This window comes from Streptomyces sp. F001 (assembly GCF_004187715.1).
GTDB classification, from domain to species: Bacteria; Actinomycetota; Actinomycetes; order Streptomycetales; family Streptomycetaceae; genus Streptomyces; species Streptomyces flavusporus.
In genome coordinates, this window is sequence record NZ_QZWF01000016.1 from 73,608 (window position 1) to 98,483 (window position 24,876).

Genomic DNA, 24,876 nt, shown 5'->3' on the forward strand with positions numbered 1-24,876 from the left:
AACGGATCGCGCTCGGCCCGGAGACTTCCTGCGCTCGCGCCCCGCCCTGCACACCATGCCGCTGACGGTGACCGAGAAACTGCGAACGAACGGGCGGCCGCGCACGGCGCCGAAGCCCTTGTACTCGGCCGACTGGAGCGAGGGGGCAAGGTCCGCGCCACCTTTTACCAGCGCACCCCGTCCGGTCTCCTGAGCCTCACCTCCGTCACCCGCGAGCAGGCCGGCATCCTCGCCGCTCGCCTGGCCGACCTCGGCCGCCGCGCCCGCCACCGTGTGAGGTGGCGGCGGGCGCGGTCCGTCGGAGGGGTCAGCCGGCGACCAGCGTGACGTCCTCCTGCTGCGACGCGTGGAAGACGGCTACCGGCAGGCCGCTCTCGGAGTTCAGTTCCACGATCGTGGCCTCCACCCGGGCCTCGCCCGGCTCCACCGCGCCCGGTGACAGCTGCTGCGTGTTCTCCCAGCGGTGCGTCTCGCCGTCGCACTCGGCACGGGTCCCGCCGAAGCTGTGGCGGGCCGACGACGAGTTCGAGGTCTGCTCCACCGCCGAGCTGACGTACACCGGTCCGGTGGCGCCGCCGCAGCGGTAGGTGCCGGAAAGGGTGACGGTGCCGTCGGCCGCAACGCGGCCGGTCCGGTCGACCGTGACCATCTCGAACGGTTCGGCCGTCGCGGTCTGGGCGGGGGCGGTGGCGAGCAGGACGAGCGCGGCGATGGCGGCGGCGCCGAGCCCGGTGCGCAGGGGCAGGGGCAGGGACATGGAACGACCTCCAGATGGCAGGGGGTTGCCGTGAGGTACTTCCACAGGGATCGGGACCGCGCATCCCCACGAGCATGATCGTCACCTCTTCGGAGGCGATTGTTCCGCCGGCCGTCCCAACTGCCGGGCAGGCCCTACGGCAGCACCGCGAATCCGTCGAGTTCCACCATCGCCTCCTCGTCCCACAGCCGTACGACCTCGACGACCGCCATCGCGGGGTAGTCCCGGCCCGCCAGCTGCCGCCAGATGCCGCCCAGTTCGGCAGCGTGGGCGCGGTAGGCGGCGACGTCCGTGGCGTAGACGGTGACACGGGCGAGGTCGGACGGGGTGCCGCCCGCCGCTCGCAGCGCGGTCAGCAGGTTCGTCAGCGCCTTCCCGAACTGCTCGGGAAGGGTGGTCCCGGTGACCTTGCCGTCGGCGTCGAGGGCGGTCTGGCCCGCCAGGAACACCAGTCGGGAGCCGGTGACGACGACGGCGTGCGAGAAGCCGGTGGCCGGGGAGAGGCCGGGCGGGTCGATGCGCTCGGCGGTCACGGGGTCGCCTCCAGGCTCGCGTACAACTCCTTGGCGATGATGCCGCGTTGGACCTCGCTGGCTCCCTCGTAGATGCGCGGTGCGCGCACCTCGCGATAGAGGTGTTCGAGCAGATGCCCGCGGCGCAGCGCCTGTGCGCCGTGCAGCTGGACGGCCGCGTCGACGACGTACTGGGCGGTCTCCGTGGCGAGCAGTTTCGCCATGGCGGCGCGTTGCGGGACGTCGTCGGCGCCTTCGTCGTACGCCGTCGCCGCCGCGTACACCATCAGGCGGGCCGCCTCCGTCCGTACCGCCATCTCGGCGACCCGGTGGGCCACGGTCTGAAGGTCCCTCAGCGGGCCGCCGAAGGCCTCCCGGCGGGCGGTGTGCGCAAGGCTCGCGTCCAGCGCCGACTGCGCCATCCCGACCGCGAAGGCGCCGACGCTGGGCCGGAAGAGGTTGAGGGTGCCCATGGCGACGCGGAAGCCGCGGTCGACCTCGCCGAGCACGTCGTCCGCCGTCACCGGCACGGCGTCGAAGTCCAGGGCCCCGATGGGATGCGGCGAGAGCATGTCGAGGCCGGTGCCGGTGAGGCCGGGCCGGTCGCCCGGCACGAGGAAGGCGGTCACCCCGCGTGCGCCCGCGCCCGGTGTCGTCCGCGCGAAGACGGTGTAGAAGTCGGCCTCGGGGGCGTTGGAGATCCAGCACTTCTCCCCGGTGAGCCGCCAGCGGGACGGGCCGTCGGGCTCGGCGGCGAGGGACAGCGCCGCCGCGTCCGACCCGGCCCCCGGTTCGCTCAGTGCGAAGGCCGCGACCGTGGTGCCCTCGATCACCCCCGGCAGCAGGCGGTCACGCTGGGCCGGGGTGCCGTGGGCGTGCACCGGGTGGGCGCCCAGGCCCTGGAGGGCGAGCGCGGTCTCGGCCTCCGTGCAGGCGTACGCCAGGGATTCGCGCATCAGGCAGAGATCGAGCGCGCCCGCGGTGAACAGCCGCTCCAGCAGCCCGAGCCGGCCGAGTTCGGCGAGGAGCGGCTGGTTGACGTGCCCGGGTTCCCCCTTCTCGGCGAGCGGGCGCAGTCGTTCGGCGGCGAGGGTGCGCAGCTCGGCACACCAGGCGCTCTGGTCCGGTTCGAGCGAGAATGCGGGCACTGCCGGTCCTCCCTCCGGGGCGTGACACCCAGACGGTATCGCGTGACATTGACTGCCGTCACCAACGCGCTACGCTCCTTGTGCGAGCCCACCCGACGCCCACCAGGCAAGGGGCGAACCGCCATGGCCGGACTGACCCGCTCCGCCCACGTCGACACCTTCGCGCGCGACCATCTCCCGCCGCCCGACCAGTGGCCCGCGCTCCGCTTCGACCTGCCGGAGCTGCGCTACCCCGAACGACTGAACTGCGCCGCCGAACTCCTCCACGGCCCCCCGGACGACCGCACGGCGTTCCGCACCCAGAACGGCGAGCCGTGGACGTACGGCGCGCTACGCACCCGTGTCGACCGGCTCGCGCACCTCCTCACCACCGGCCTCGGGATCGCCCCCGGCAACCGGGTCCTGCTGCGCGGCCCGACCACGCCCTGGCTGGCCGCCTGTTGGCTGGCGGTGCTGAAGGCGGGCGCGGTCGCCGTCACCGTGCTGGCCCAGCAGCGCCCGCACGAACTGAGCACGATCTGCGAGATGGCGCGGGTGCGGCACGCCCTGTGCGACATCCGGGCCGTCGACGACCTCGCCAAGGCCGAGATCCCGGGGCTGCACATCACGACGTACGGCGGTGACGCCCCGGACGACCTGCTGCACCGCCCCGCCCCGGACACCCCGTACCGCACCGTGGACACCGCGGCCGACGACGTGGCGCTGATCGCCTTCACCTCGGGCACCACCGGCCGCCCGAAGGGGTGCATGCACTTCCACCGGGACGTCCTGGCGATCGCCGACACGTTCTCCCGGCACGTACTGCGCCCGCGCGCGGACGACGTGTTCGCGGGCAGTCCCCCGCTCGGCTTCACCTTCGGTCTCGGCGGTCTCGTCGTCTTCCCGCTGCGGGCCGGCGCCACCGCGCTGCTGCTCGAACAGGCGGGACCAAAACAGCTGTTGCCCGCGGTCACCGAGCACCGGGTGTCGGTGCTGTTCACCGCGCCGACGGCGTACCGCGCCATGCTCGGCGAACTCGACGGACACGACGTGACCTGTCTGCGTCGCTGTGTCTCGGCGGGCGAGAACCTGCCCGCGGCCACCTGGCACTCCTGGCACGAACGCACCGGCCTGCGCATCATCAACGGCATCGGCGCCACCGAGCTGCTGCACATCTTCATCTCGGCGGCCGACGAGCACATCCGGCCCGGCACGACGGGGCTGCCCGTCCCCGGCTGGCACGCGCGCGTGGTGGACGGCGACGGGCGCGAACTGCCCGACGGGGAGCCGGGGCTGCTGGCCGTGCGCGGACCGGTCGGCTGCCGGTATCTCGCCGATCCACGGCAGCGCGAGTACGTACGGGGCGGCTGGAACATCACCGGCGACACCTACGTCCGCGAGAGCGACGGCTACTTCCGCTACGTCGCCCGCGCGGACGACATGATCATCTCCGCCGGGTACAACATCGCCGGACCGGAGGTCGAGGACGCCTTGCTGCGTCATCCGGACGTGGTGGAGGCGGCGGTCGTCGGGCGGCCCGACGAGGCACGCGGCATGGCCGTGGTGGCGTTCGTCGTCCTCAAGGAGGGTGCCGAGCGGGACGCCGAGGCACTGCGCGGCTTCGTCAAGTCGGAACTGGCGCCGTACAAATGCCCGCGGGGGATCGTCTTCCTGGACGCCCTGCCACGGACGGCGACCGGAAAACTCCAGAGGTTCCGCCTACGTACCGAGGGTGACCAGCAGTGATCCGCACGACCTAAGATGATCAACGTGTCCGACCAGCACGCTCCCCGGTCTCTCATCGTCACGCTCTACGGCGCGTACGGCCGCTCCATGCCCGGTCCGGTGCCCGTCGCCGAGCTGATCCGGCTGCTGGCCGCGGTCGGGGTGGACGCGCCCTCGGTGCGTTCGTCGGTGTCCCGGCTGAAACGGCGCGGTCTGCTCGTGCCGGCCCGCACGGAGCAGGGCGCGGCCGGCTACGAACTCTCCCCGGACGCCCGCCAGTTGCTCGACGACGGCGACCGGCGCATCTACGCGACCGCGCCGCCCGAGGACGAGGGCTGGGTGCTCGCGGTGTTCTCGGTTCCGGAGTCGGAGCGGCAGAAGCGGCATGTGCTGCGCTCCCGGCTGGCCGGCCTCGGCTTCGGTACGGCGGCGCCCGGTGTGTGGATCGCCCCGGCCCGGCTGTACGAGGAGACCCGGCACACCCTCCAGCGGCTGCGCCTCGACGCGTACGTCGACCTCTTCCGCGGCGAGCACCTCGGCTTCGCGCCGACCGTGGAGGCGGTCGCCCGCTGGTGGGACCTGGCGGCGATCGCCAAGCAGCACGAGGCGTTCCTCGACCGGCACGCGCGCGTGCTGCAGGACTGGCAGCGGCGCACGGACACCCCGCCCGAGGAGGCCTACCGTGACTACCTCCTCGCCCTGGACTCCTGGCGCCATCTGCCCTACGCGGACCCCGGCCTGCCTGCGCGTCTGCTACCCGCGAACTGGCCCGGCGTCCGCTCGGCCGCGGTCTTCCGTGGCCTGCACGAACGCCTGAGGGACGCCGGCGCGGCCTTCGTCGGCGTGTGACGCGGGCAGGCGGAGCTCAACCCCCCAGCGTGAGGCGGGGCTTGGGGGCGTCCGTGCGTCCGGTCCGGGGGCGGCGGCTGCCCGCCCGGTACGGCGCCGGCCAGGCGACGCCCGGCCCCTCGTAGCCCTGCTCGGCGGCGGCGTGCAGGGTCCAGTGCGGGTCGTAGAGGTGCGGGCGGCCGAGCGCGCACAGGTCCGTGCGCCCGGCCAGGATCAGGGAGTTGACGTCGTCCCAGGAGGAGATCGCGCCGACCGCGATCACCGGGATGCCCGCCTCGTGACGGATGCGGTCCGCGTACGGCGTCTGGTACGACCGCCCGAACTCCGGCCGCTCGTCGGCCACCACCTGCCCGGTCGACACATCGATCGCGTCGGCGCCGTGGGCGGCGAAGGCCCGGGCGATCTCGACGGCCTCCTCGGCCGTGGTTCCGCCCGCGGCCCAGTCGGTGGCGGAGATGCGGACGGTCATCGGCTTCTCCTCCGGCCACACGCCCCGTACGGCGTCGAAGACCTCCAGCGGGAAGCGGAGCCGTTTCGCGAGGGAGCCGCCGTAGCTGTCGGTGCGCTGGTTGGTCAGCGGGGAGAGGAAGCCGGAGAGCAGATAGCCGTGGGCGCAGTGCAGTTCGAGCAGGTCGAAGCCCGCGCGGGCGGCCCGCCAGGCCGCGGCGGTGAACTGCTCGCGCAGATCGGTGAGCTGGGCGCGGGAGAGCTGTCGCGGGGTCTGGCTGCCCGGCTTGTACGGGAGGGGTGAGGCGGCCACGAGCGGCCAGTTGCCGTCGGGCAGCGGTTCGTCGATGCCCTCCCACATCAGCCTGGTCGAGCCCTTGCGCCCGCAGTGGCCGAGTTGCACGCCGATCGCGGTGCCCGGCGCCTGCGTGTGCACGAACTCGGTGATCCGCTTCCACGCCTCGGCCTGCTTGCCGGTGTAGAGGCCGGTGCAGCCGGGCGTGATCCGCCCCTCGGGGCTGATGCACACCATCTCGGTCATCACCAGTCCGGCGCCGCCGAGCGCACGGGCGCCGAGGTGGACGAGGTGGAAGTCGCCGGGGACGCCGTCGGTGGCGGAGTACATGTCCATGGGCGAGACGACGACCCGGTTGCGCAGGATCAGGCCGCGCATCCGGAACGGGGTGAACATCGGGGGTGTGCCGGGCGGGCAGCCGAACTCGCGCTCGACGGCCTCGGTGAAGTGCGCATCGCGCAGCCGGAGGTTGTCGTGGGTGACCCGGCGGCTGCGGGTGAGCAGGTTGAAGGCGAACTGGCGGGACGGCCGGCCGAGGTACAGCTCCAGGTTCTCGAACCACTCCAGGCTGGCGCGGGCCGCGCGCTGTGTGGAGGCGACGACCGGTTTGCGTTCCTCCTCGTACGCCGCCAACGCCCGCTGCAGCGAAGGCTGTTCCTCCAGGCAGGCCGCGAGCGCCAGCGCGTCCTCGACGGCGAGCTTCGTGCCGGAGCCGATGGAGAAGTGGGCGGTGTGGGCGGCGTCGCCGAGCAGGACGACGTTGTTGTGCGACCAGCGCTCGTTGACGACCGTGCGGAAGGTGGTCCACGTCGAGTTGTTGGAGCGCAGAGGTCGGCCGCGGAGCGCGTCCGCGAAGATCTTGGCGCAGCGGTTGATCGACTCCTGTTCGTCGAGTTCGTCGAACCCGGCCGCCCGCCACACCTCCTCACGCATCTCGACGATCACGGTGGAGGCGCCGAATTGATTCGGCGGCCCGGAGGGCCTCGTTGAGGGGTGGTGGTCGGGTGACGGGCGGGCGTACGGATAGCCGTGCAACTGCATCACGCCGTGCTCGGTCTCGGCGATCTCGAAGCGGAAGGCGTCGAAGGGGAAGTCGGTGGCGAGCCAGATGTAGCGGCAGCGGTGGGCTGCCGCCTGGGGACGGAAGATGTGGGCGTAGGCCTCGCGGGTGCTGCTGTGCACGCCGTCGGCGGCGATGACCAGGTCGTGTGTGTCCGCCAGGCTGGTCGGGCGCGGGGCCTCGGTGCGGAAGCGGAGCTCTACGCCGAGGGTGCGGCAGCGGTCGTGCAGGATCTCGAGGAGGCGTTTGCGGCCGAGGGCGGCGAAGCCGTGTCCTCCGGAGGTGTGCTGGGTGCCTCCGTGCACGATGTCGATGTCGTCCCACCGGACGAAGTGCTGCTGCAGGGCCTCGTAGACCACCGGGTCGGCGTGTTCGATGCCGCCCAGGGTTTCGTCGGAGAGGACGACTCCGAAGCCGAAGGTGTCGTCGGGGGCGTTGCGTTCCCAGACGGTGATGTCGCGGGACGGGTGGAGACACTTCAGCAGGGCGGCTGCGTAGAGGCCGCCGGGGCCGCCGCCGATGATTGCGACTCGTAGGGGGTGGCTGGTCCCGTGTTGCGGGTGCGGCTGCGTCGTGGCTGGTCGCGCAGTTCCCCGCGCCCCTGAGGGTGGCACACTCACCGTCCCCTCCACTTTGGAGGTCGCTTTTCCTTGAACGCCGTATGGAACTCTGCGTAGTCCTCGCCGTTCATCAGCAGGGCCTGCGTCGAGGCGTCCAGTTCGACCGCCGCCGCCAGCGGCATGTCCAGTTCCGCTGTCAGCAGCGCCTTCGTCTGGGCGTACGCCAGGGCCGGGCCCTCGGCGAGGCGGCGCGCGAGCGCTTGCGCGGCCTCGTCGGCGCTGCCCTCGTCGGTGACCTCGCTGATCAGGCCGATCCGCTCGGCCTCCGGTGCCCGCACCGGCTCGCCGAGCATGAGGAGGCGGGTGGCGTGGCCCAGCCCGACGACCCGCGGCAGCAGGTACGCGGCGCCCATGTCGCCGCCGGACAGGCCGACCCGGGTGAAGAGGAAGGCGAAGCGGGCGGTGGGGTCGGCGACCCGGAAGTCCGCGGCCAGGGCGAGGACGGCCCCCGCGCCGGCCGCCACGCCGTGCACCGCGGCGATCACCGGGAACGGGCACTCCCTCAGGGCCCGCACCACCTGGCCGGTCATCCGGTTGAAGTCGAGGAGCTGGGCGGTGTCCATCGAGAGGGTCGCGCCGATGATCTCGTCGACGTCCCCGCCCGAGCAGAAGCCGCGTCCCTCGCCGGCCAGCACCAGGGCGCGCACGGACCGCTCCCGGGCCAGCTCGGCGAGCAGGTCGCGCAGGTCGGCGTAGGCGCCGAAGGTGAGGGCGTTGAGTTTCTCCGGCCGGGCGAGGGTGACGGTGGCGATGCCGTCGGTGCGGTCGACGCGCAGATGGCGCCAGCGTGAGGTGGTGGCGGCGGAGCCGGTGAAGGGACTCATGGGGTGCGGCCTCCTCGGGCGGGCACTGCCTCAAGACCTCTTGCCCAAGACGCTATCACCAATCTGTGACTATCGTCACGATGGCGCGATAAGAGCTGGTCGCGCGTCTGATCCCAGGGTGCGCTCCCGTCACATACGTCACCGGAGGTCAATAACGTGGTAACAGCGGGAGCAGCTGTGCGAGACCGCCCGTTCACCCGGGTAAGCCGGTCATACGGGGCCGAAGGTCCCGGGCGATGCCCGTCGTGAGACCGTTTCGAGGGCGTCGTACCATTCCTGAAGTTGAAAGCAGGACAGCCTGAATGTCGGCCCCAGGAGCCTGCTCCATGAACGGACTCGCCTTGCACGAACGCCCCTCCGCCTCCTGGCGTGTCGCACTGCCGCACTCCGCCGCGGCCGTGCCCGTGGCGCGCGCGCTGGTCCGCTCCGCGCTGGCCGAGCTGGAGCACGGCGCCGACAGTGACACCGCGGAGCTGCTCACGGCGGAGCTGGTCGCCAACGCCGTGGAGCACACCGCCGGGGACGCGCCGATAGAGCTGGTGCTGGAGCTGCTGCCGACCGCCTGCCAGGTGGAGGTGCACGACCCGGACCCGGCGCCGCCGGGCGACCTCACCCGGCCCGACGACGGCCCGCCCGACCCGTGGCAGGAGCACGGGCGCGGTCTGCTGCTGATCCGCACCCTCAGCGCCTCCTGCGGTCACCGCCCCACCGAGTCCGGCAAGGCGGTGTGGTTCAGACTCCCTGCAGTACCTCGTCAGTGGCGTCCTCGTCCGGCGTAACCTCGGTCAGCCGCGAGTTGCGGCGCCCGTAGCCGACGTACACCAGGAGCCCCGCCGCGAGGAACACCGCGAACTGGATCCAGGTCGCCCGGCCGGTCTCGTACATCAGGTACAGGCAGAAGGCGACGCCGAGCAGCGGCAGCACGGGGTACAGCGGCACCCGGAAGGTGCGCGGCAGGTCCGGCTCGCGGCGGCGCAGGGCGATCACCGCGACATTGACCACGGCCATGACGGCGAGCGTGCCGATGGTGCACAGGTTGACCACGGAGTCCAGCGACGCGAAGGCCGCCGGGACGGCGAAGACCACGGCGATGATCAGGGTGCCGGCGACCGGCGTGGCGGTCCTCGGCGACACCTTCTCGAAGACGCGCGGGACGAGCCCGTCCCGGGACATCGACATCAGGATGCGGCTCTGGCCGTACATCACCGCCAGCACCACCGAGGCGATGGCCACGACCGCGCCGAAGGCGATCACTGTGCCGCCGACGCCGGAGCCGGTGACCTGGTCGACGACGTACGACAGCGCGGCGGGCCGGCCGCCGACCTCGTCGCCGCCGACGGCGCCGATCGCGGCCAGGGCGACCGCGCAGTACAGCAGGGTGACCAGGCCGATGCAGACGAGGATCGCGACCGGGATGTCCCGGCGCGGGTTCTTCGCCTCCTCACCGGCGGTGGTGATCGCATCGAAGCCGATGTACGAGAAGAAGGCGGCCGTGGTGCCCGCGCCGATGCCGGCCAGTCCGGCCGGGGCGAACGGCACGAGGTTGCCGTCCTGGAAGGCGCTGAAGCCGATCGCGCAGAACGCGACGAGGATGGCGAGCTTGAGCGCCGCCATGGCGGCGGTCGCCCGGGCGCTCTCGCGCACACCGCGCACCAGCAGGACGGCGGCCATGGCGATGACCAGGACCGCGGGCAGGTTGACGACTCCGCCGTCGCCGGGGCTCGCGGAGAGCGCGGCGGGCAGCTGCAGGCCGATGAGGCTGTCGAGGAGTTCGTTGACGTACTGGCTCCAGCCGACCGCGACGGCGGACACCGACACGCCGTACTCCAGAAGCAGGCACCAGCCGACCAGGAAGGCCGTGGTCTCGCCGAAGCCCGCGTAGGCGAAGGAGTACGAGGAGCCGGAGACGGGGATCGCGCCGCCCAGCTCGGCGAAGGCGAACGCGGTGAACACACAGGTGATCGCGGCGAGCACGAAGGAGATGACGACGGCGGGGCCGGCCTGGGCCACCGAGTCGGACAGACCGACGAAGATGCCGGTGCCGACGATGGCGCCGACGCCGAAGCAGATGAGCTGGAACAGGCCCATGGTGCGCTTCAGGCCGTGACCTTCGCGGTCGGCGCCGGAATCGGCCACCAGCAGGGCGGGGGACTTGATGCGGGGCATACGGGTGGTGCTCGTTTCTGGTGGTGCGGGTGCGACCGGGTCAGGTCGCGCGGCGGCCGCGGAAGGGGTGGCTCCGGGCCGCCGGACAGCATAAGGCGCTGGTCAGGCCAGCGTGGCCACCAGCACGGCCTTGATGGTGTGCAGCCGGTTCTCCGCCTCGTCGAAGACGACCGAGTGGGCGGACTCGAAGACCTCGTCCGAGACCTCCAGGTACTCGAGGCCATGCCGCTGGTGGATCTCGCGGCCGACCTTGGTGCCCAGGTCGTGGAAGGCGGGCAGGCAGTGCAGGAACTTCACGTCCGGGTTGCCGGTGGCGCGCAGGACGTCCATGGTCACGGCGTACGGCCCGAGGGCGGCGATCCGCTCGTCCCAGACCTCCTTGGGCTCCCCCATGGAGACCCAGACGTCCGTGGCGACGAAGTCGGCGCCCCGGACGCCCTCTTCCAGGGACTCGGTGAGCGTGATGCGGGCGCCGCTGGTCTCGGCGAGCGCGCGGGCCCGGTCGACGATCTCCTGGGCGGGCCAGTAGGACTTCGGGGCGACGATACGGACGTCCATGCCGAGCAGGGCGCCGGTGACCAGGTAGGAGTTGCCCATGTTGAAGCGGGCGTCGCCGAGGTAGGCGAAGGCGATCTCCTTGACCGGTTGGGCGCTGTGCTCGGTCATGGTGAGCACGTCGGCGAGCATCTGGGTGGGGTGCCAGTCGTCGGTGAGTCCGTTGTAGACGGGCACGCCCGCGTACGCCGCCAGCTCCTCGACATTGGCCTGGCTGTCCCCCCGGTACTCGATGGCGTCGAACATCCGGCCGAGGACGCGGGCGGTGTCCTTCACGGACTCCTTGTGCCCGATCTGCGAACCTGAGGGATCGAGGTACGTGGTCGAGGCGCCCTGGTCGGCGGCCGCGACCTCGAAGGCACAGCGGGTGCGCGTCGAGGTCTTCTCGAAGATCAGCGCGATGTTCTTTCCCCGCAGGTACTGGGTCTCGGCCCCGGCCTTCTTGGCGGCCTTCAGCTCCGCGGCCAGCTCGATCAGGCCGCGGAACTCGTCCTCGGTGAAGTCCAGCTCCTTGAGGAAGTGGCGGCCGGCGAGTGAGGTCGGGGCTGTCGCCATCGGGCGCTCCAGAGTGACGGGTACACGGACTCCTGGAAGTCTATACGACTGTCGACATTTCTATGCACCAGGATTCCTACGGGGATTCCTACGAGGATTCCTGTACGGCATCCCGTTCGACCGGACAGCTCATGCACCGCGGCCCACCCCTGCCCCGGCCCAGCTCGCTGCCCGGGATCTCGATCACCTCGATGCCCTGCTTGCGCAGATGCGTGTTGGTGGTGGAGTTCCGCTCGTAGGCGACGACGACGCCCGGCTCGACGGCGAGGACGTTGCAGCCGTCGTCCCACTGCTCGCGCTCGGCCGCGTGCACGTCCTGGGTCGCGGTCAGGACCCGGATCTCGCTCAGGCCCAGCGCGGCGGCGATCGCCCGGTGCATGTGCTCCGGAGGGTGGTCGGTGACCTTGAGCTCCTTCTCGCCGACGCCCGGCTCGATGGTGTACGAGCGGAGCATGCCGAGCCCCGCGTACTGGGTGAAAACATCACCGTCGACCATCGTCATCACGGTGTCGAGGTGCATCAGGGCGCGCCGCTTGGGCATGTCGAGGGCCACGATGGTCTGCGCGGAGCCCGCGGCGAACAGCTTGTGCGCGAGCATCTCGACGGCCTGTGGCGTCGTCCGCTCGCTCATACCTATGAGGACGGCGCCGCTCCCGATCACCAGGACGTCCCCGCCCTCGATGGTGGACGGGTAGTCGGCCTGCCCCTCGGACCAGACGTGGAAGCCCGTGTCGCGGAAGAGCGGGTGGTGCCGGTAGATCGCCTCGAAGTGCACCGTCTCGCGCTGGCGGGCCGGCCAGCGCATGGCGTTGACGGAGACCCCGTCGTAGATCCAGGCGGAGGTGTCACGGGTGAAGAGGTGATTGGGCAGGGGGGCGAGGAGGAAGTCGTCGAGCTCCATGACATGAAAGCGCACGGAGGTCGGTTCGGGGTGCGCCTCCAGGAACTCCCGCTTGGTCATGCCGCCGACGAGGGCCTCGGCCAGCTCGCGCGAGGGCAGACCCTCGAAGGCGGCACGGAGGTGGTCGGTGGCGAGCACCCCGTACTCCTTCTCGTCGAAGACCCGGTCCAGGACGAGCTTCCTGGCCGCCGGGATCTCCAGGGCCTCGGTGAGCAGATCGCCGAACAGGTGGACGGTGACGCCCCGGTCGCGCAGCACGTCGGCGAACCCGTCGTGCTCGGCCCGCGCCCGGCGGACCCACAGGACGTCGTCGAAGAGCAGGGCGTCCTTGTTGCTGGGCGTGAGCCTTTTGAGCTCGAGATCGGGCCGGTGCAGGATGACGCGGCGCAGCCGCCCGGCCTCGGAGTCGACATGGAATCCCATGACTCCATCCTGGCCATCGAGGACCGCCTTCACCCCCTGCTCGACCGTTTCCGTTTTCGTCCCCTTGACGACAATCAATCGGAGCAGTTATCGTCCATTTGACGAAAAGCGAGGGGGTCTCATGGCCGACATCACCCGGCGCCTTGGGTGGCGCCATCTGCGCGGCGCTCCGACGGCACACATCCGCCACCATCGCTCCGGCAAGCTGGTGCACGACGGCCCGGGACTGAGCTTCTGGTTCCGCTCCCTGACCGCCGCACTCTCCGAGGTGCCGGTCGACGACCGCGAACTGGCGATGACCTTCCACGCTCGCACGTCCGACTTCCAGGACGTCACGGTGCAGGCGACGGTCACCTACCGGATCGCCGACCCGGCCCTCGCGGCCGCCCGCCTCGACTTCTCCGTCGACCCGGACACCGGAGTCTGGCGGGGCGCTCCCCTGGAGCAGCTGGGCACGCTGCTGACGGAGACGGCCCAGCAGCATGCGCTGGACGTCCTCGCCCGTACGTCGCTGTCGTCGGCGCTGGTGGACGGGGTGACGGCAGTGCGCGAACGCGTAGCGGCGGGGCTGGCGGCGGAACCCCGGCCGCCGGCCACGGGCCTCGAGGTGGTCGCCGTACGCGTCGTCGCCCTGCGCCCGGAGCCGGAGGTGGAGCGGGCCCTGCGCACGCCCGCCCGGGAGCAGATCCAGCAGGAGGCCGACCGGGCGACGTACGAGCGGAGGGCCGTGGCCGTCGAGCGGGAGCGGGCCATCGCCGAGAACGAGCTGGCCAGCCGGATCGAACTCGCCCGCCGCGAGGAGCAGTTGGTCGACCAGCGGGGCACGAACGCACGCCGTGAGGCCGAGGAGCATGCGGCGGCGGACGCGGTACGGGCCGAGGCCGAGGCGGCGCGGACGGTGACCCTGGCGGAGGCGGAAGCGGCACGGACGGTAAAGCTGGCGGAGGCGGAGGCGGCCCGTTCCGTACGGCTGGCCCGCGCGGAGGCCGAGGGTGCCCGTGAGGTCGGTGCGGCGCGGGCCACGGCGCAGGCGGCGTGGCTGCAGGTGCACGCGGGTGTCGATGTATCGATACTGCATGCTCTGACCGGCAGCAGGCTGGCGGAGAACCTGCCGCACATCGACAGCGTCACCATCTCGCCCGATGTCGTCACGGGGCTGCTCGCCCGGCTCGGCGACGGGACGCGGGCGTGAGTCTCGCCCCGCGGGCCGTCCTCGTCCGTCGCACCACGGAGTACGAGGAGTTGGTGGCCCGGCACGGTACGCACGGCCAGGCCGCCTTCTTCCTCCGCTCCCGCGGCCGGGACATCGAGGAGCTCGCGGACCGGCACCACCGCACCCGCCGCACGCTGGCCGAGGTCACGTCCGCGATTCCTCTGACCTGGCGTCAGGCGCAGGTCGAACGGGCCGACTTGGACCGTTTCCTGTTCGCGCCGGAGGACGTGGTGGTCGTGGTCGGTCAGGACGGACTGGTGGCGAACGTCGCCAAGTACCTGGCGGGACAGCCGGTGTTGGGGTTCGATCCGGACCCCGACCGCAATCCGGGTGTCCTGGTCCGGCACCGCCCCGCAGACGCGGCGAAGCTGCTGCCGTCCGCGACCACGGCGGCCACGGACGAACTCACCATGGTCGAAGCGGTCGCCGACGACACCCAACGGCTTGTCGCACTCAACGAGATCTATCTGGGAGCAGCCGGACACCAGACGGCCCGATACCGCCTGGGCCTCGAGGACGACGGCGGTGTCGTCGAGGCCCAGGCCTCCTCCGGTGTGCTCATCGGCACCGGGACCGGGGCCACCGGATGGCTCCGGTCGGTGTGGCAGGAGCGCTCCAGCGGCCTTCGGCTCCCCCGCCCCACCGACGACCGCCTGCTGTGGTTCGTACGAGAGGCATGGCCCTCCCCGGCCACCGGTACGTCACTGGTGGCCGGGGAACTGTCGGCTTCCTCGCGGCTGAGTCTCACCGTCGAGTCCGAGCGGCTGATCGCCTTCGGGGACGGGATGGAGTCCGACGCCGTGGAGCTGACGTGGGGTCAGTCGGTGCGGGTCGGAGTGTGCCGGGAGCGGCTCCGACTGGTGGGCTGACGGGCATACTACGGGCGGGCCGACGCCGACGGGACAGCCGGGCAGGGGGTGAAGCCATGCCGGGGGCAAGGCGCCGGGGGCGGTCGCGAGGTGAGCTCATACGGCAGCGCGCGCAGGCGCAGTTCGTCGGACGGCGATCCCAACGCGCCCTGTTCGTACAGAACTTGGCGAAGGACCCGGAGTCGGAGAACGACCCGGCGCACTTCCTGTTCCATGTGCGCGGAGTGGGCGGGGTGGGCAAGTCCACGCTGCTGCGGCAGTGGCGGGAGGCCGCCCGGCAGGCCGGTGCGGTGACGGCGGTGGTGGACGAGAACGACGTCCACGGCGTCCCCGAGACGTTGGCCGAGCTGGCCCGGCAGCTCGCCGAGAAGGCCGGTCCGCTCAAGGAGTTCGACCGGGCTGCCGAGCAGTACCGCCGGGAGCAGGAGGCGGCTGCCGAGCCGATACCGGCGGACGGTGCCGGGGCCGCGGAGGGCGAGGCGTCCGTGTCGAGCCGGGTGGTGGCGCAGGCGGCGCTGGGCGCGGCGGCGCTGCTGCCGGGGGCCGGTGTGGTGACCGCGATGGCGAACCCGGACACCGCAGCCCAGGGTCTGGACCGGCTGCGGGCCGGGATCCGGGCCCGGGGACGCCAGGGCCGCGGGGGCGATGCAACCGAGGTCAGCCGGGCCTTCGTCGCCGAGCTGGGGCGGTTGTGCCGTGCGTACCCATGGGTGGTGCTGTTCCTCGACACCTGGGAGCAGACCGGCCGCTATCTGGACGGCTGGCTGCGCGATCTGGTGGACGACGCCTTCGGGCCGCTGCCGGTCAACGTGATGGTCGTTCTGGCCGGGCGGGACGACCTCGCGGAGCGTGACTGGGCGCAGCTGCGCGCGGAGGTGACGGAGGTGCCGCTGGAGGTGTTCACCGAGGCGGAGACACGAGAGCTGCTGGCGGCCCGGGGGGTGACGGAGCCGGGGGTGGTGGAGGCGGTCCTGCATCTGTCGATGGGACTGCCGCTGCTGGTGGAGCTGCTGGCGCTGGCCCGGCCAGGGGCCGCCGAGGACGTGGACGCCGACGGGGACGTGGTGGACCGGGCCGTCGAGCGGTTCGTGCAGTGGATCGCGGACCCGGGGCAGCGGGAGACGGTCCTCGCGTGCGCGCTGGCACCGCAGCTCAACGAGGACGTGTTCGCCGCCGCCGCGCCGGAGGACGCACGCGGGCTGTGGGGGTGGCTGTGCGGGCAGCCGTTCGTCAGCGGCCACGGCGACTTCAAGCAGTACCACGCGGTGGTACGGGCGAGCATGGTCCGCCAGCAGCGCACCCGCTCCCCGCAGCGCTGGACCGCGGCGCACCTCCGCCTCGCCGACACCCATGCCGCGTGGCGCACCGACGCCGAGCAGGGGCTGGCCGAGTCGAAACGGTGGGCGGATCCGCTGTGGCGCCGGCACCGCCTGGACGAGACGTACCACCGGCTGTGTGCCAACCCCGCGGCCCACTTGGCGGCCGCACTGGAGCAGGCCGTCCAGGCCGCGGGCCAGGAGACGGCGATCCTGCGGCAGTGGACCGACACCCTGGGGCAGGCGGCACGCGACACCGCCGAGCCGACTCTGCAGTCCTGGGCGGACCGTCTGCAGAACGCCGTGGCCGACGACGAACCCGCTCTGGCGGCCCTCACGGCGCTGCTGGCGCACGGCCAACTGGGCAGCACGGCTCGGGCATGGGCGCACGCCTATCGGGGGCAGCGCCTGTCTCTCGCCGACCGCGATGAGGAAGCCATCGCCGAACTGGACCGTGCCGTCGCCGTCGATTCCGGCAACGCCCGCGCTTGGGCCTTCCGCGGCAACGTGCACCGCTGGCGCGGCAACGACGACCAGGCGATCAACGACCTGACGGCCGCGCTCGACCTCGACCCGGACTACGCCTGGGCGCTTGCCCGTCGGGGAGACGCCCACCGCAGTGCCGGCCGCCTCGATCAGGCCGTCGCAGACCTGACCGCCGCGCTGAACCTCGACCCCGATGATGTCTGGGCACTTGGCTCCCGCGGTCAGACCCACTACCAGGCGGGTCGCTACGACGAGGCTGTCACGGACTTCACCGCGGCACTCGACATCGACCCCACCGTCGCATGGGTGCTGGGTTCCCGTGGTCAGACCCACCGCATGGCCGACCGCTACGAGGAGGCCATCGCCGACCTCACCGCAGCACTCGCCCTTGACCCCGACGATGCCTGGTCGCTCGCCCAACGCGGAGCAGCCCACTACGGAGCGGACCGTTACGACGAGGCCGTGGCCGACTTCAGCGCCTCCCTCGACCTCAATCCCGACCAGGCCTGGGCGCTCGGTGCTCGCGGTCAGACGCACCGCATGGCGGGGCGCTACGACCAGGCCGTCGCCGACCTCACCGCCGCACTCGACCTCAAACCCGACTACCCCTGGGCGCTCGCCCAACGTGGAGCAGCCCACCACGGAGCGAACCGTTACGACCAGGCAGTCGCGGACCTGACCGCCGCACTCGACTTCGATCCCGACTACGCCTGGGCACTCGCCCGCCGGGGATGCGCCCACCGCATGGCCGGCCGCTACGACCAGGCCGTCACAGACCTCACCGCCGCACTCGACCTTGAACCCGACTACCCCTGGGCACTCTCCCAACGCGGAGAAGCCCACCGCCAGGCGGGCCGCATTGAGGAGGCCGTGGCCGACTTCAGCGCCTGCCTCGACCTCAACGCCGACGGCACGTGGGCCCTCTGCCAACGGGGCGTGGCCCGTCGTGCCGCGGGGCAGTTCGCGTCGGCACGGGAGGACCTCGTCGGCGCTGTCACGGCCAGACCTGACGACGCCGGCTATGCGTTCGAGCAGCTCATGCTGGACACGATGACCCGGGGGCTCGAGGCATGCACGCACGCCTGGACGGAGTTACTAGCCACTCCGGTGAACCCGCCGAAGACCGACGCCACCAGGTTCTTCGCCCTCTTCCGCGTCCTGCTCCTCGAACCGGAGACCGACGTCACGGAGGTCACCGAGGCGTTCCTGGCGGACGCCCCCGACCAGGACGCCATCACCGATCTGCTCCTCTATCTGGCCGAACTCGCGGCCCTGGACCATCCGTGCGCAGACCGCGCACGCCAGTGCAGCCGACTCATCCGCGCACATACGTCGCGCTGAGCCGACCGCACCAACGCCTCACAGCCGCGGATCCACCGGCTCCGACTCCAGCGCCAGCACTCCGAACACCGCCTCGTGCACCCGCCACAGCGGCTCGCCCTCCGCCAGCCGGTCCAGTGCCTCCAGGCCGAGCGCGTACTCGCGGATCGCGAGCGAGCGCTTGTGGTTGAGGAAGCGGGAGCGGAGGCGGGCGAGGTTCTCCGGTCGGGTGTACTCGGGACCGTAGATGATCCGCAGGTACTCGCGGCCCCGGCACTTGATGCCGGGCTGCACCAGGCGGCCCTGGTCACTGCGGACCAGCGCGCCGAGCGGCTTGACGACCATGCCCTCGCCGCCGCGGCCGGTCATCTCCAGCCACCAGTCGACGCCGGCCTGGATCGACTCCGGGTCACCCGTGTCGACGTACAGGCGCCGGGTGGTCTGGAGCAGTCCGCTGCCGTCGTGCTCGACGAGCCGGTCGAGCAGGGCGAGCTGTTCGTCGTGCGGCAGTCCGGCGAGGCTGCGGCCCTGAACCGCGAGTATCTGGAACGGGGCCAGGCGGACGCCGTTCAGGCCGTCCGTGGTCCAGCAGTAGCGGCGGTACGCCTCGGTGAACGCGGCGGCGTCCGCTGCCCGTTCACGCTGGCGGGACAGGAGGCCGGCCACGTCGACGCCGCGGGCCGCCGCACCTTCCAACGCGGTCAGCGCGCCCGGGAACACCGCCCCGGAGGCGGCGCCGACCGCCGCGTACTGGCTGCGCAGCAACCCGGACGCCTTCAGCGACCACGGCATCAGCTCGGCATCCAGCAGCAGCCAGTCGGTCTCCAGCTCGTCCCAGAGGCCCGCCTCGCCGACGGCCGTCCGCAGCCGGCCGAGGATCTCCTCCGTGACCGCCTCGTCGTCGAAGAACGGACGGCCGGTCCGGGTGTAGAGGGACCCGGTCGGCCCTCCCCCACTCTCGGCTCCGCTCGAGCGGGAGGTGCCCCCATCCCCGAACCGCTTCCGCGCCGCCTCCGCGTCCCGGCAGACCAGCGCCATCGCCCGCGAGCCCATGTGCTTCTCCTCGCACACGACTCGGGCGACACCGTCGTCCTTGTACTGCGCGAAGGCCTCGGCCGGGTGCTCCAGATAGCCCTCCACGTGAGAGGTGGCCGTCGGCGCCATCGTCGGCGGGAGGAACGGCAGCAGCCGCGGGTCGACGGCGAAACGGCTCATGACCTCCAGGGCCGCCGCCGCGTTCTCCTCGCGGACGGAGATCCGCCCGGCGTGCCGGGTCTCCACGACCCGCCGTCCCTGTACGTCGGCCAGGTCCAGCGGCCGCCCGTCCTGCCCGCCCGGCGCCTCCGAGCGCAGCGGCTTGGCCGGCTCGTACCAGACGCGCTCCGCCGGTACGTCGACCAGTTCCCGCTCCGGCCAGCGCAGCGCAGTGAGCTTGCCGCCGAAGACGGCACCGGTGTCCAGGCAGATGGTGTTGTTCAGCCAGGTGGCCTCCGGGACGGGAGTGTGGCCGTAGACCACCGCCGCCCGGCCCCGGTAGTCCTCCGCCCACGGGTAGCGCACCGGCAGCCCGAACTCGTCGGTCTCCCCCGTGGTGTCGCCGTACAGCGCGTGCGAGCGGACCCGGCCGGACGTCCGGCCGTGGTACTTCTCCGGCAGACCGGCGTGGCAGACCACCAGCCTGCCGCCGTCGAGGACGTAGTGGCTGACGAGCCCGTCGATGAACTCCCGTACCTGCTGCCGGAACTCCTCGCTCTCCCCCTCCATCTGCTCGATGGTCTCGGCGAGCCCGTGCGTGTGCTGGACCTTGCGGCCCTTGAGGTACCGCCCGTACTTGTTCTCGTGATTTCCGGGCACGCACAGGGCGTTGCCCGACGTCACCATCGACATCACACGGCGCAGCACACCGGGGCTGTCCGGCCCGCGGTCGACGAGGTCACCGACGAAGACGGCGGTACGGCCGTCGGGGTGCACTCCGTCGACGTACCCCAACTTGCCCAGCAGCGACTCCAGTTCGGCGGAGCAGCCGTGGATGTCGCCGATGATGTCGAAGGGGCCGGTGAGGTGGGTGAGGTCGTTGAAGCGCTTCTCGGTGACGATCGTGGCGTTCTCGACGTCCTCCACTCCGCGCAGGATGTGCACCTTGCGGAAGCCCTCGCGCTCCAGGTGGCGCAGGGAACGGCGGAGTTCGCGGGTGTGCCGCTGGATGACCCGGCGCGGCATGTCGGCCCGGTCGACACGGGCCGCGTTGCGCTCGGCGCACACCTGCTCCGGCACGTCGAGCACGATGGCGATGGGCAGCACGTCGTACTGCCTGGCCAGCTCGATCAGCTGCCGTCGGGCGTCCGGCTGCACGCTGGTGGCGTCGACGACCGTGCGGCGGCCGGCGGCCAGGCGCTTGCCCGCGATGTAGTGCAGGACGTCGAAGGCGTCCCGGGTGGCGCCCTGGTCGTTCTCGTCGTCGGAGACGAGCCCCCGGCAGAAGTCGGACGAGATCACCTCGGTCGGCTTGAAGTGCCGACGGGCGAAGGTGGACTTGCCCGAGCCGGAGGCGCCGATCAGCACCACGAGGGAGAGGTCGGTGACGGGCAGGGTGCGCCCCTTGGTGTCGACGGTCATGCGGCCTTCTCCTCCTTCGTGGTCCTGATCGTGAACACAGCCATCTGGGTGGGCGGCCCCACCTCGGGGTCGTCGGGTCCGACGGGCGCGAACTCCACCTCGTAGCCGTGCCGTTCGGCGACTTGTCCGGCCCACTGCCGGAACTCGTCCCGTGTCCACTCGAAGCGGTGGTCGCCGTGCCGGACGTGACCGGCCGGGAGGGATTCCCAGCGGACGTTGTACTCGACGTTCGGCGTGGTCACGAGGACCGTCCGAGGGCGGGCGGCGCCGAACACCGCGTACTCCAGCGCGGGCAGCCGGGGCAGGTCGAGGTGCTCGATCACCTCGCTGAGCACGGCGGCGTCGTATCCCTTGAGCCGGTTGTCGGTGTAGGCGAGGGAGCCCTGGAAGAGCTTCACGCGCGAGGCCTGCCGCTCCCCCATCCGGTCCAGCTTCAGCCGCCGGGACGCGATGGTGAGCGCCCGCATCGACACGTCCACGCCGACGATCTCGGTGAACCGCGGGTCCTTCAGCAGCGCCTGCACCAGCTGGCCCTGACCACAGCCGAGGTCGAGGACCCGCGCGGCACCGGACGCGTGCAGAGCCGCGACGATCGCGTCCCGTCGCTGCACGGCGAGCGGCGTCGGCTTCTCCTCGGCCTCGCCCTCGGCCTCCACGGCGTTGTCGATCTCCTCGACCTCACTGTCGTCGGCCTCCGCGAGCCGCACCAGCTCCAGCCGCTCCATCGCCTGCCGGGTCAGCGACCAGCGGCGCGACAGATACCGGCTGGTGATCAGCTTCTGCTCCGGGTGGTCGGGCAGCCAGCCCTCACCGGCCCGCAGCAGCTTGTCGACCTCGTCGGAGGAGACCCAGTAGTGCTTGGCGTCGTCGAGGACGGGGAGGAGGACGTACAGGTGGCGCAGTGCCTCGGCGAGGGTCAGCGTCTCCGACTCCAGCAGGAGCCGTACGTAGCGCGAGTCGCCCCACTCCGGGAACTGCACGTCCAGCGGCACAGGCTCGACGTCCACCGCCCAGCCGAGCGGCTCGAAGAGCCGTCGTACGAGATCCGGGCCGCCCCGGGCCGGAAGTGCCGGCACCTCGATACGCAGCGGCAGCGACTGTACGGCCCGCTCGGGCCGGGCATTGCACACGCCTCGCATCGCGCTGGAGAAGACGGCGCTCAGCGCCACGGCCAGCAGCGAAGAGGCGGCGTAGGGGCGGTCGTTGACGTACTGCGCGAGCGCCGCGTCGGGCGCCCCGCCCCGGCCCTTGCCCTTCCCGCGCCGGACCAGCGCCACCGCGTCGACCTCCAGCAGCAGCGCCGCCGTGCAGCGCTCGGCGTCCGCCTCGGGGTAGAGGACGTGCGCGGTGCCGTAGGAGGTGGAGAACGCCTGCGCTTTCTCGGGGTGCTTGTGCAGCAGGAAGCCGAGGTCGGTGGCGGGGCGCTCCGGGGTGCCGGTGGTGCTGATCGTCAGGAACACGGTGGACTGGCCTCGGAGTAGTGGTCTGAACTGCGGATACGCACACCGTACAGAGCGGGCATCGGCAGCACTCGGGAATTTTCGCTAGCCTCCCGGTCGACCGGGCGTTCGAGGGACAGACGGCATGGGCGCCCACGCACCCACAGAAGCGGAGGGCTCACGTGACAGAGGCCGGGCCAGGCGCGGACCGTATCGACACCAGCAAGCCCCACTCTGCCCGTATGTACGACTACTTCCTCGGCGGGAAGGACAACTATCCGGTCGACTCGGCAGCGGCCGAGCAGGTCATATCCCTCTTCCCCGCCGTCCGGGACATGGCGCGGACCAACCGCTGGTTCATGCACCGTGCCTCCCGGCTGCTGGCCGAGCGAGGTGTCCGCCAGTTCCTCGACATCGGAACCGGAATACCGACCGAGCCGAACCTCCACCAGATCGTGCAGGGCATCGTCCCGGACGCTCGTGTGGTGTACGCGGACAACGATCCGATCGTCCTCAGGCACGCCGAAGCCCTGCTGCACAGCACACCGGAGGGAAAGACCGCCTACGTCCAGGGCGATGTGCGGGAATCGGGAAAGATCCTCGCGGCGGCGCGGGAAACCCTCGACTTCGCGGAGCCGATCGCGCTGTCCCTCGTGGCTCTCCTGCATCTGGTGGCGGACGAGGACGAGCCCGGCCGGATCGTGCGTGAGTTGCTCGAACCACTCGCGCCCGGAAGCTACTTGACGCTTTCCCATGCGACGGGGGACTACGACCCGGAGACCTGGGAGCGCGTCGTCGAGGTGTACCGCAAGGGCGGCACGTCGGCGCAGGTGCGCTCGCGCGGTGAATTCTCCGGATTCTTCACGGGACTCGAATGGGTGGACCCCGGTGTCGTGCTCGCGGCTCAGTGGCATCCCGAGCTCGGTGACCGGCACGGCGGTGAAGAAATCCCGCTGTACGCAGGAGTTGCACGCAAGCCATGACCGCCGGCCCGGCGGATCGCACTGCACGGCCCGATCCGCCGGGTTGCCGATCCGTCGGTCTGTCGATCGGTCGTACGAACGTTACGACAGCTGCGACTGGACCTGAGCGGAGATCAGCTCCAGGTGGTCCAGGTCGTGCAGGTCGAGTACCTGGAGGTAGATCCGCCGGGCGCCGATCTCGGTGTAGCGGCCGATCTTGTCGACCACCTCAGCCGGTGTGCCCGCCAGGCCGTTGGTCTTCAGCTCCTCGACCTCGCGGCCGATCGCGGCGGCGCGGCGGGCCACCTCCTGGTCGTTGTTGCCGACGCAGACCACCAGGAGGTTGGAGTACACAAGGTCGTCGCCCTTGCGGCCGGCCTCCTCCGCGGCGGCGCGGACCCGGGCGAACTGGCGCTCGCTGTCCTCGACGGAGGCGAACGGCATGTTGAACTCGTCGGCGTACTTCGCAGCCAGCCGCGGGGTGCGGGTGGCGCCGTGGCCGCCGACGAGTACGGGGATCTTCGGCTGGGCGGGCTTGGGCAGCGCCGGCGACTCCTTGAGCTCGTAGTACTTCCCGTGGAAGTCGAAGGTCCGGCCGACCTCCGTCGCCCACAGCCCGGTGACGATCTCCAGCTGCTCCTCGAGACGGCCGAACCTCTCCTTCGGGAAGGGGATGCCGTACGCGGCGTGCTCCTCGGCGAACCAGCCGGCACCCAGGCCGAATTCGACACGGCCGCCGGACATCTGGTCGACCTGGGCGACCTGAATGGCAAGGACGCCGGGCAGCCGGAAGGTGCCGGCGGTCATCAGCGTGCCGAGCCGGATGCGCTTCGTCTCGCGGGCGAGGCCGGCGAGGGTGATCCAGGCGTCCGTGGGGCCGGGGAGGCCGTCCCCGGAGCCCATCCTCATATAGTGATCGGAACGGAAGAAGGCATCGAAGCCAAGGTCCTCGGTGGCCTTCGCCACGGTGAGCAGGGTGTCGTAGCTCGCCCCCTGCTGGGGCTCGGTGAAGATTCGAAGATCCATATTTCCATCCTGCCCCTTGCCCTCCGCACGGCGTCATTGGACCCACCGCCGAGGAGGCCGCCATGTCCGACCTGCCTAGAGCCTGTCCGGCGGCTCATGCCGCAGACGCGGGGTCCGGCACGCCCTCCCCCACTCTCGGCTTCGCTCGAGCGGGGGGACCCCCATCGCGTCGACTCCCTCCCCCGCCTTGCAGCTGGACGCACCACGCCCCGCTCACCTGCGCCGATCAGTCACTGTCGCTTTCCTGCGACCTGATCCGCCGGACAGGCCCCTAGCCCGCCTCCCGCTCCGGCACCACCTCCTGCCGGTCTGCCAGCTTGCGCAGCATCTCCAGCACCCGGTCCCGTGACTCGTCCGCCGCGTCGATGGCCTCCATGCACTGCCAGTACGTGCCCTCGTCGGGCGCGGAGCAGACGATGCCGACGAGGGCGATGCCGACCTCGCCGAGCAGGCCGCCGAGGTGCAGCAGAGCCTGCCGGGCGTCACCCAGCTCGGTGAGCTGGGCCGCGCGCAGCTCACCCGTGTCGAGCTCCGGCGTGTCGAGCACGCCGCAGCCTCTGCCCGCCAGCTCGGTCAACCCCAGTGCCTCACCGCGCAGTTCGGGCGGTCCGGAGACCGCGAGCCGGCTGCCGATCGCCTGGGCCAGGGCCTGCGCCTGCCACACCTCCGTCATGATCTGAGCCACATCGCCGCTTGCCGCCAGGGCACGCCTGCTCGTCAGGATGAGCCGCACCGCATCCATGCGCTGCCCCCGTCTGTCCCGCCGCGCTCTCAGCACGTCGCCCGAACTCCCTTGTCCACTACCCAGAGTGA

Annotated in this window: 19 protein-coding genes and 1 pseudogene; 8 read left to right on the plus strand and 12 right to left on the minus strand. The window is 71.5% G+C overall.

Features of this window, described 5'->3' with window-relative positions:
- Positions 1–10 precede the first annotated feature (10 nt).
- Positions 11–255, plus strand: a pseudogene (locus StrepF001_RS48610) (GNAT family N-acetyltransferase); the annotation flags it as partial.
- Between the two features lie 52 nt (positions 256–307).
- On the opposite strand, the gene StrepF001_RS34650 reads toward StrepF001_RS48610, so the two are convergent.
- The 3 genes from StrepF001_RS34650 to StrepF001_RS34660 form a co-directional block, all read right to left on the minus strand.
- Positions 308–745 carry a DUF6299 family protein gene (locus tag StrepF001_RS34650; RefSeq protein ID WP_129802187.1) on the minus strand — a complete coding sequence of 146 codons (438 nt, stop codon included), beginning with the start codon at positions 743–745 and terminating at the stop codon, positions 308–310.
- 146 nt (positions 746–891) lie between these two features.
- Positions 892–1,290, minus strand: a complete 399-nt coding sequence (locus StrepF001_RS34655) for a RidA family protein (RefSeq protein ID WP_129802141.1) — start codon at positions 1,288–1,290, stop codon at positions 892–894.
- Positions 1,287–2,417, minus strand: coding sequence for an acyl-CoA dehydrogenase (locus StrepF001_RS34660; RefSeq protein ID WP_129802142.1), 1,131 nt, complete (start codon positions 2,415–2,417; stop codon positions 1,287–1,289). The genes StrepF001_RS34655 and StrepF001_RS34660 overlap by 4 nt, the downstream gene beginning before the upstream one ends.
- Before the next feature lie 123 nt (positions 2,418–2,540).
- On the opposite strand from StrepF001_RS34660, the gene StrepF001_RS34665 reads away from it, so the two are divergent.
- Both StrepF001_RS34665 and StrepF001_RS34670 read left to right on the plus strand, forming a co-directional pair.
- Positions 2,541–4,142, plus strand: coding sequence for an AMP-binding protein (locus StrepF001_RS34665; RefSeq protein WP_206307027.1), 1,602 nt, complete (start codon positions 2,541–2,543; stop codon positions 4,140–4,142).
- Between the two features lie 15 nt (positions 4,143–4,157).
- Positions 4,158–4,970: a PaaX family transcriptional regulator C-terminal domain-containing protein gene (locus tag StrepF001_RS34670; RefSeq protein WP_129802143.1), complete on the plus strand. Its 813-nt coding sequence runs from the start codon at positions 4,158–4,160 to the stop codon at positions 4,968–4,970.
- A gap of 16 nt (positions 4,971–4,986) precedes the next feature.
- Here the strand turns inward: StrepF001_RS34670 and StrepF001_RS34675 are convergent, their stop codons facing one another.
- Both StrepF001_RS34675 and StrepF001_RS34680 read right to left on the minus strand, forming a co-directional pair.
- The gene (locus StrepF001_RS34675) at positions 4,987–7,392 is read right to left on the minus strand and encodes a bifunctional salicylyl-CoA 5-hydroxylase/oxidoreductase (protein ID WP_240797806.1); all 2,406 of its coding nucleotides are present in this window, start codon (positions 7,390–7,392) and stop codon (positions 4,987–4,989) included.
- Complete coding sequence (locus tag StrepF001_RS34680) at positions 7,389–8,216, minus strand: enoyl-CoA hydratase family protein (protein ID WP_129802145.1); 828 nt, start codon at positions 8,214–8,216, stop codon at positions 7,389–7,391. Before StrepF001_RS34680 ends, StrepF001_RS34675 begins: the two co-directional genes overlap by 4 nt.
- A gap of 326 nt (positions 8,217–8,542) precedes the next feature.
- Between StrepF001_RS34680 and StrepF001_RS34685 the strand changes: the two genes are divergently transcribed.
- Entirely contained in the window at positions 8,543–8,995 is a 453-nt protein-coding gene (locus tag StrepF001_RS34685) for an ATP-binding protein (RefSeq protein WP_129802146.1), read from the plus strand.
- Here the strand turns inward: StrepF001_RS34685 and StrepF001_RS34690 are convergent.
- From StrepF001_RS34690 to StrepF001_RS34700, 3 genes are all read right to left on the minus strand, one after another.
- Complete coding sequence (locus tag StrepF001_RS34690) at positions 8,949–10,382, minus strand: amino acid permease (protein WP_129802147.1); 1,434 nt, start codon at positions 10,380–10,382, stop codon at positions 8,949–8,951. The genes StrepF001_RS34685 and StrepF001_RS34690 overlap by 47 nt on opposite strands.
- 102 nt (positions 10,383–10,484) lie before the next feature.
- A complete protein-coding gene (gene argF, locus StrepF001_RS34695) occupies positions 10,485–11,492 on the minus strand; it encodes an ornithine carbamoyltransferase (protein ID WP_129802148.1) in 1,008 nt (335 codons plus the stop codon).
- Between the two features lie 88 nt (positions 11,493–11,580).
- Positions 11,581–12,816: an arginine deiminase gene (locus StrepF001_RS34700; protein ID WP_129802149.1), complete on the minus strand. Its 1,236-nt coding sequence runs from the start codon at positions 12,814–12,816 to the stop codon at positions 11,581–11,583.
- 121 nt (positions 12,817–12,937) lie between these two features.
- Between StrepF001_RS34700 and StrepF001_RS34705 the strand changes: the two genes are divergently transcribed.
- The 3 genes from StrepF001_RS34705 to StrepF001_RS34715 all read left to right on the plus strand — a co-directional run bounded on the left by StrepF001_RS34705 (position 12,938) and on the right by StrepF001_RS34715 (position 18,041).
- The gene (locus StrepF001_RS34705) at positions 12,938–14,008 is read left to right on the plus strand and encodes an SPFH domain-containing protein (protein WP_129802150.1); all 1,071 of its coding nucleotides are present in this window, start codon (positions 12,938–12,940) and stop codon (positions 14,006–14,008) included.
- The gene (locus StrepF001_RS34710) at positions 14,005–14,898 is read left to right on the plus strand and encodes an NAD(+)/NADH kinase (RefSeq protein ID WP_129802151.1); all 894 of its coding nucleotides are present in this window, start codon (positions 14,005–14,007) and stop codon (positions 14,896–14,898) included. Before StrepF001_RS34705 ends, StrepF001_RS34710 begins: the two co-directional genes overlap by 4 nt.
- A gap of 164 nt (positions 14,899–15,062) precedes the next feature.
- Positions 15,063–18,041 carry a tetratricopeptide repeat protein gene (locus StrepF001_RS34715; protein ID WP_240797807.1) on the plus strand — a complete coding sequence of 993 codons (2,979 nt, stop codon included), beginning with the start codon at positions 15,063–15,065 and terminating at the stop codon, positions 18,039–18,041.
- Between the two features lie 18 nt (positions 18,042–18,059).
- Here StrepF001_RS34715 and StrepF001_RS34720 read toward each other — a convergent pair whose 3' ends face one another.
- Both StrepF001_RS34720 and StrepF001_RS34725 read right to left on the minus strand, forming a co-directional pair.
- Positions 18,060–20,636, minus strand: a complete 2,577-nt coding sequence (locus StrepF001_RS34720) for a polynucleotide kinase-phosphatase (protein WP_129802153.1) — start codon at positions 20,634–20,636, stop codon at positions 18,060–18,062.
- A complete protein-coding gene (locus tag StrepF001_RS34725; protein ID WP_129802154.1) occupies positions 20,633–22,096 on the minus strand; it encodes a 3' terminal RNA ribose 2'-O-methyltransferase Hen1 in 1,464 nt (487 codons plus the stop codon). The genes StrepF001_RS34720 and StrepF001_RS34725 overlap by 4 nt, the downstream gene beginning before the upstream one ends.
- 161 nt (positions 22,097–22,257) lie before the next feature.
- Between StrepF001_RS34725 and StrepF001_RS34730 the strand changes: the two genes are divergently transcribed.
- Entirely contained in the window at positions 22,258–23,058 is an 801-nt protein-coding gene (locus tag StrepF001_RS34730) for an SAM-dependent methyltransferase (protein ID WP_129802155.1), read from the plus strand.
- A gap of 81 nt (positions 23,059–23,139) precedes the next feature.
- On the opposite strand, the gene StrepF001_RS34735 is transcribed toward StrepF001_RS34730, so the two are convergent.
- Together StrepF001_RS34735 and StrepF001_RS34740 are read right to left on the minus strand one after the other, a co-directional pair.
- Complete coding sequence (locus StrepF001_RS34735; protein WP_129802156.1) at positions 23,140–24,063, minus strand: LLM class F420-dependent oxidoreductase; 924 nt, start codon at positions 24,061–24,063, stop codon at positions 23,140–23,142.
- A gap of 271 nt (positions 24,064–24,334) precedes the next feature.
- A complete protein-coding gene (locus StrepF001_RS34740; protein ID WP_129802157.1) occupies positions 24,335–24,805 on the minus strand; it encodes a DUF6099 family protein in 471 nt (156 codons plus the stop codon).
- Between the last annotated feature and the right edge of the window lie 71 nt (positions 24,806–24,876).

Coding starts and splice junctions, on each gene's coding strand:
- StrepF001_RS34665 (WP_206307027.1), top strand. CDS start 2,541: ATGGCCGGACTGACCCGCTCCGCCCACGTCGACACCTTCGCGCGCGAC.
- StrepF001_RS34680 (WP_129802145.1), bottom strand. CDS start 8,216: ATGAGTCCCTTCACCGGCTCCGCCGCCACCACCTCACGCTGGCGCCAT.
- StrepF001_RS34735 (WP_129802156.1), bottom strand. CDS start 24,063: ATGGATCTTCGAATCTTCACCGAGCCCCAGCAGGGGGCGAGCTACGAC.
- StrepF001_RS34705 (WP_129802150.1), top strand. CDS start 12,938: ATGGCCGACATCACCCGGCGCCTTGGGTGGCGCCATCTGCGCGGCGCT.
- StrepF001_RS34690 (WP_129802147.1), bottom strand. CDS start 10,382: ATGCCCCGCATCAAGTCCCCCGCCCTGCTGGTGGCCGATTCCGGCGCC.
- StrepF001_RS34720 (WP_129802153.1), bottom strand. CDS start 20,636: ATGACCGTCGACACCAAGGGGCGCACCCTGCCCGTCACCGACCTCTCC.
- StrepF001_RS34740 (WP_129802157.1), bottom strand. CDS start 24,805: ATGGATGCGGTGCGGCTCATCCTGACGAGCAGGCGTGCCCTGGCGGCA.
- StrepF001_RS34670 (WP_129802143.1), top strand. CDS start 4,158: ATGATCAACGTGTCCGACCAGCACGCTCCCCGGTCTCTCATCGTCACG.
- StrepF001_RS34700 (WP_129802149.1), bottom strand. CDS start 12,816: ATGGGATTCCATGTCGACTCCGAGGCCGGGCGGCTGCGCCGCGTCATC.
- StrepF001_RS34685 (WP_129802146.1), top strand. CDS start 8,543: ATGAACGGACTCGCCTTGCACGAACGCCCCTCCGCCTCCTGGCGTGTC.
- argF (WP_129802148.1), bottom strand. CDS start 11,492: ATGGCGACAGCCCCGACCTCACTCGCCGGCCGCCACTTCCTCAAGGAG.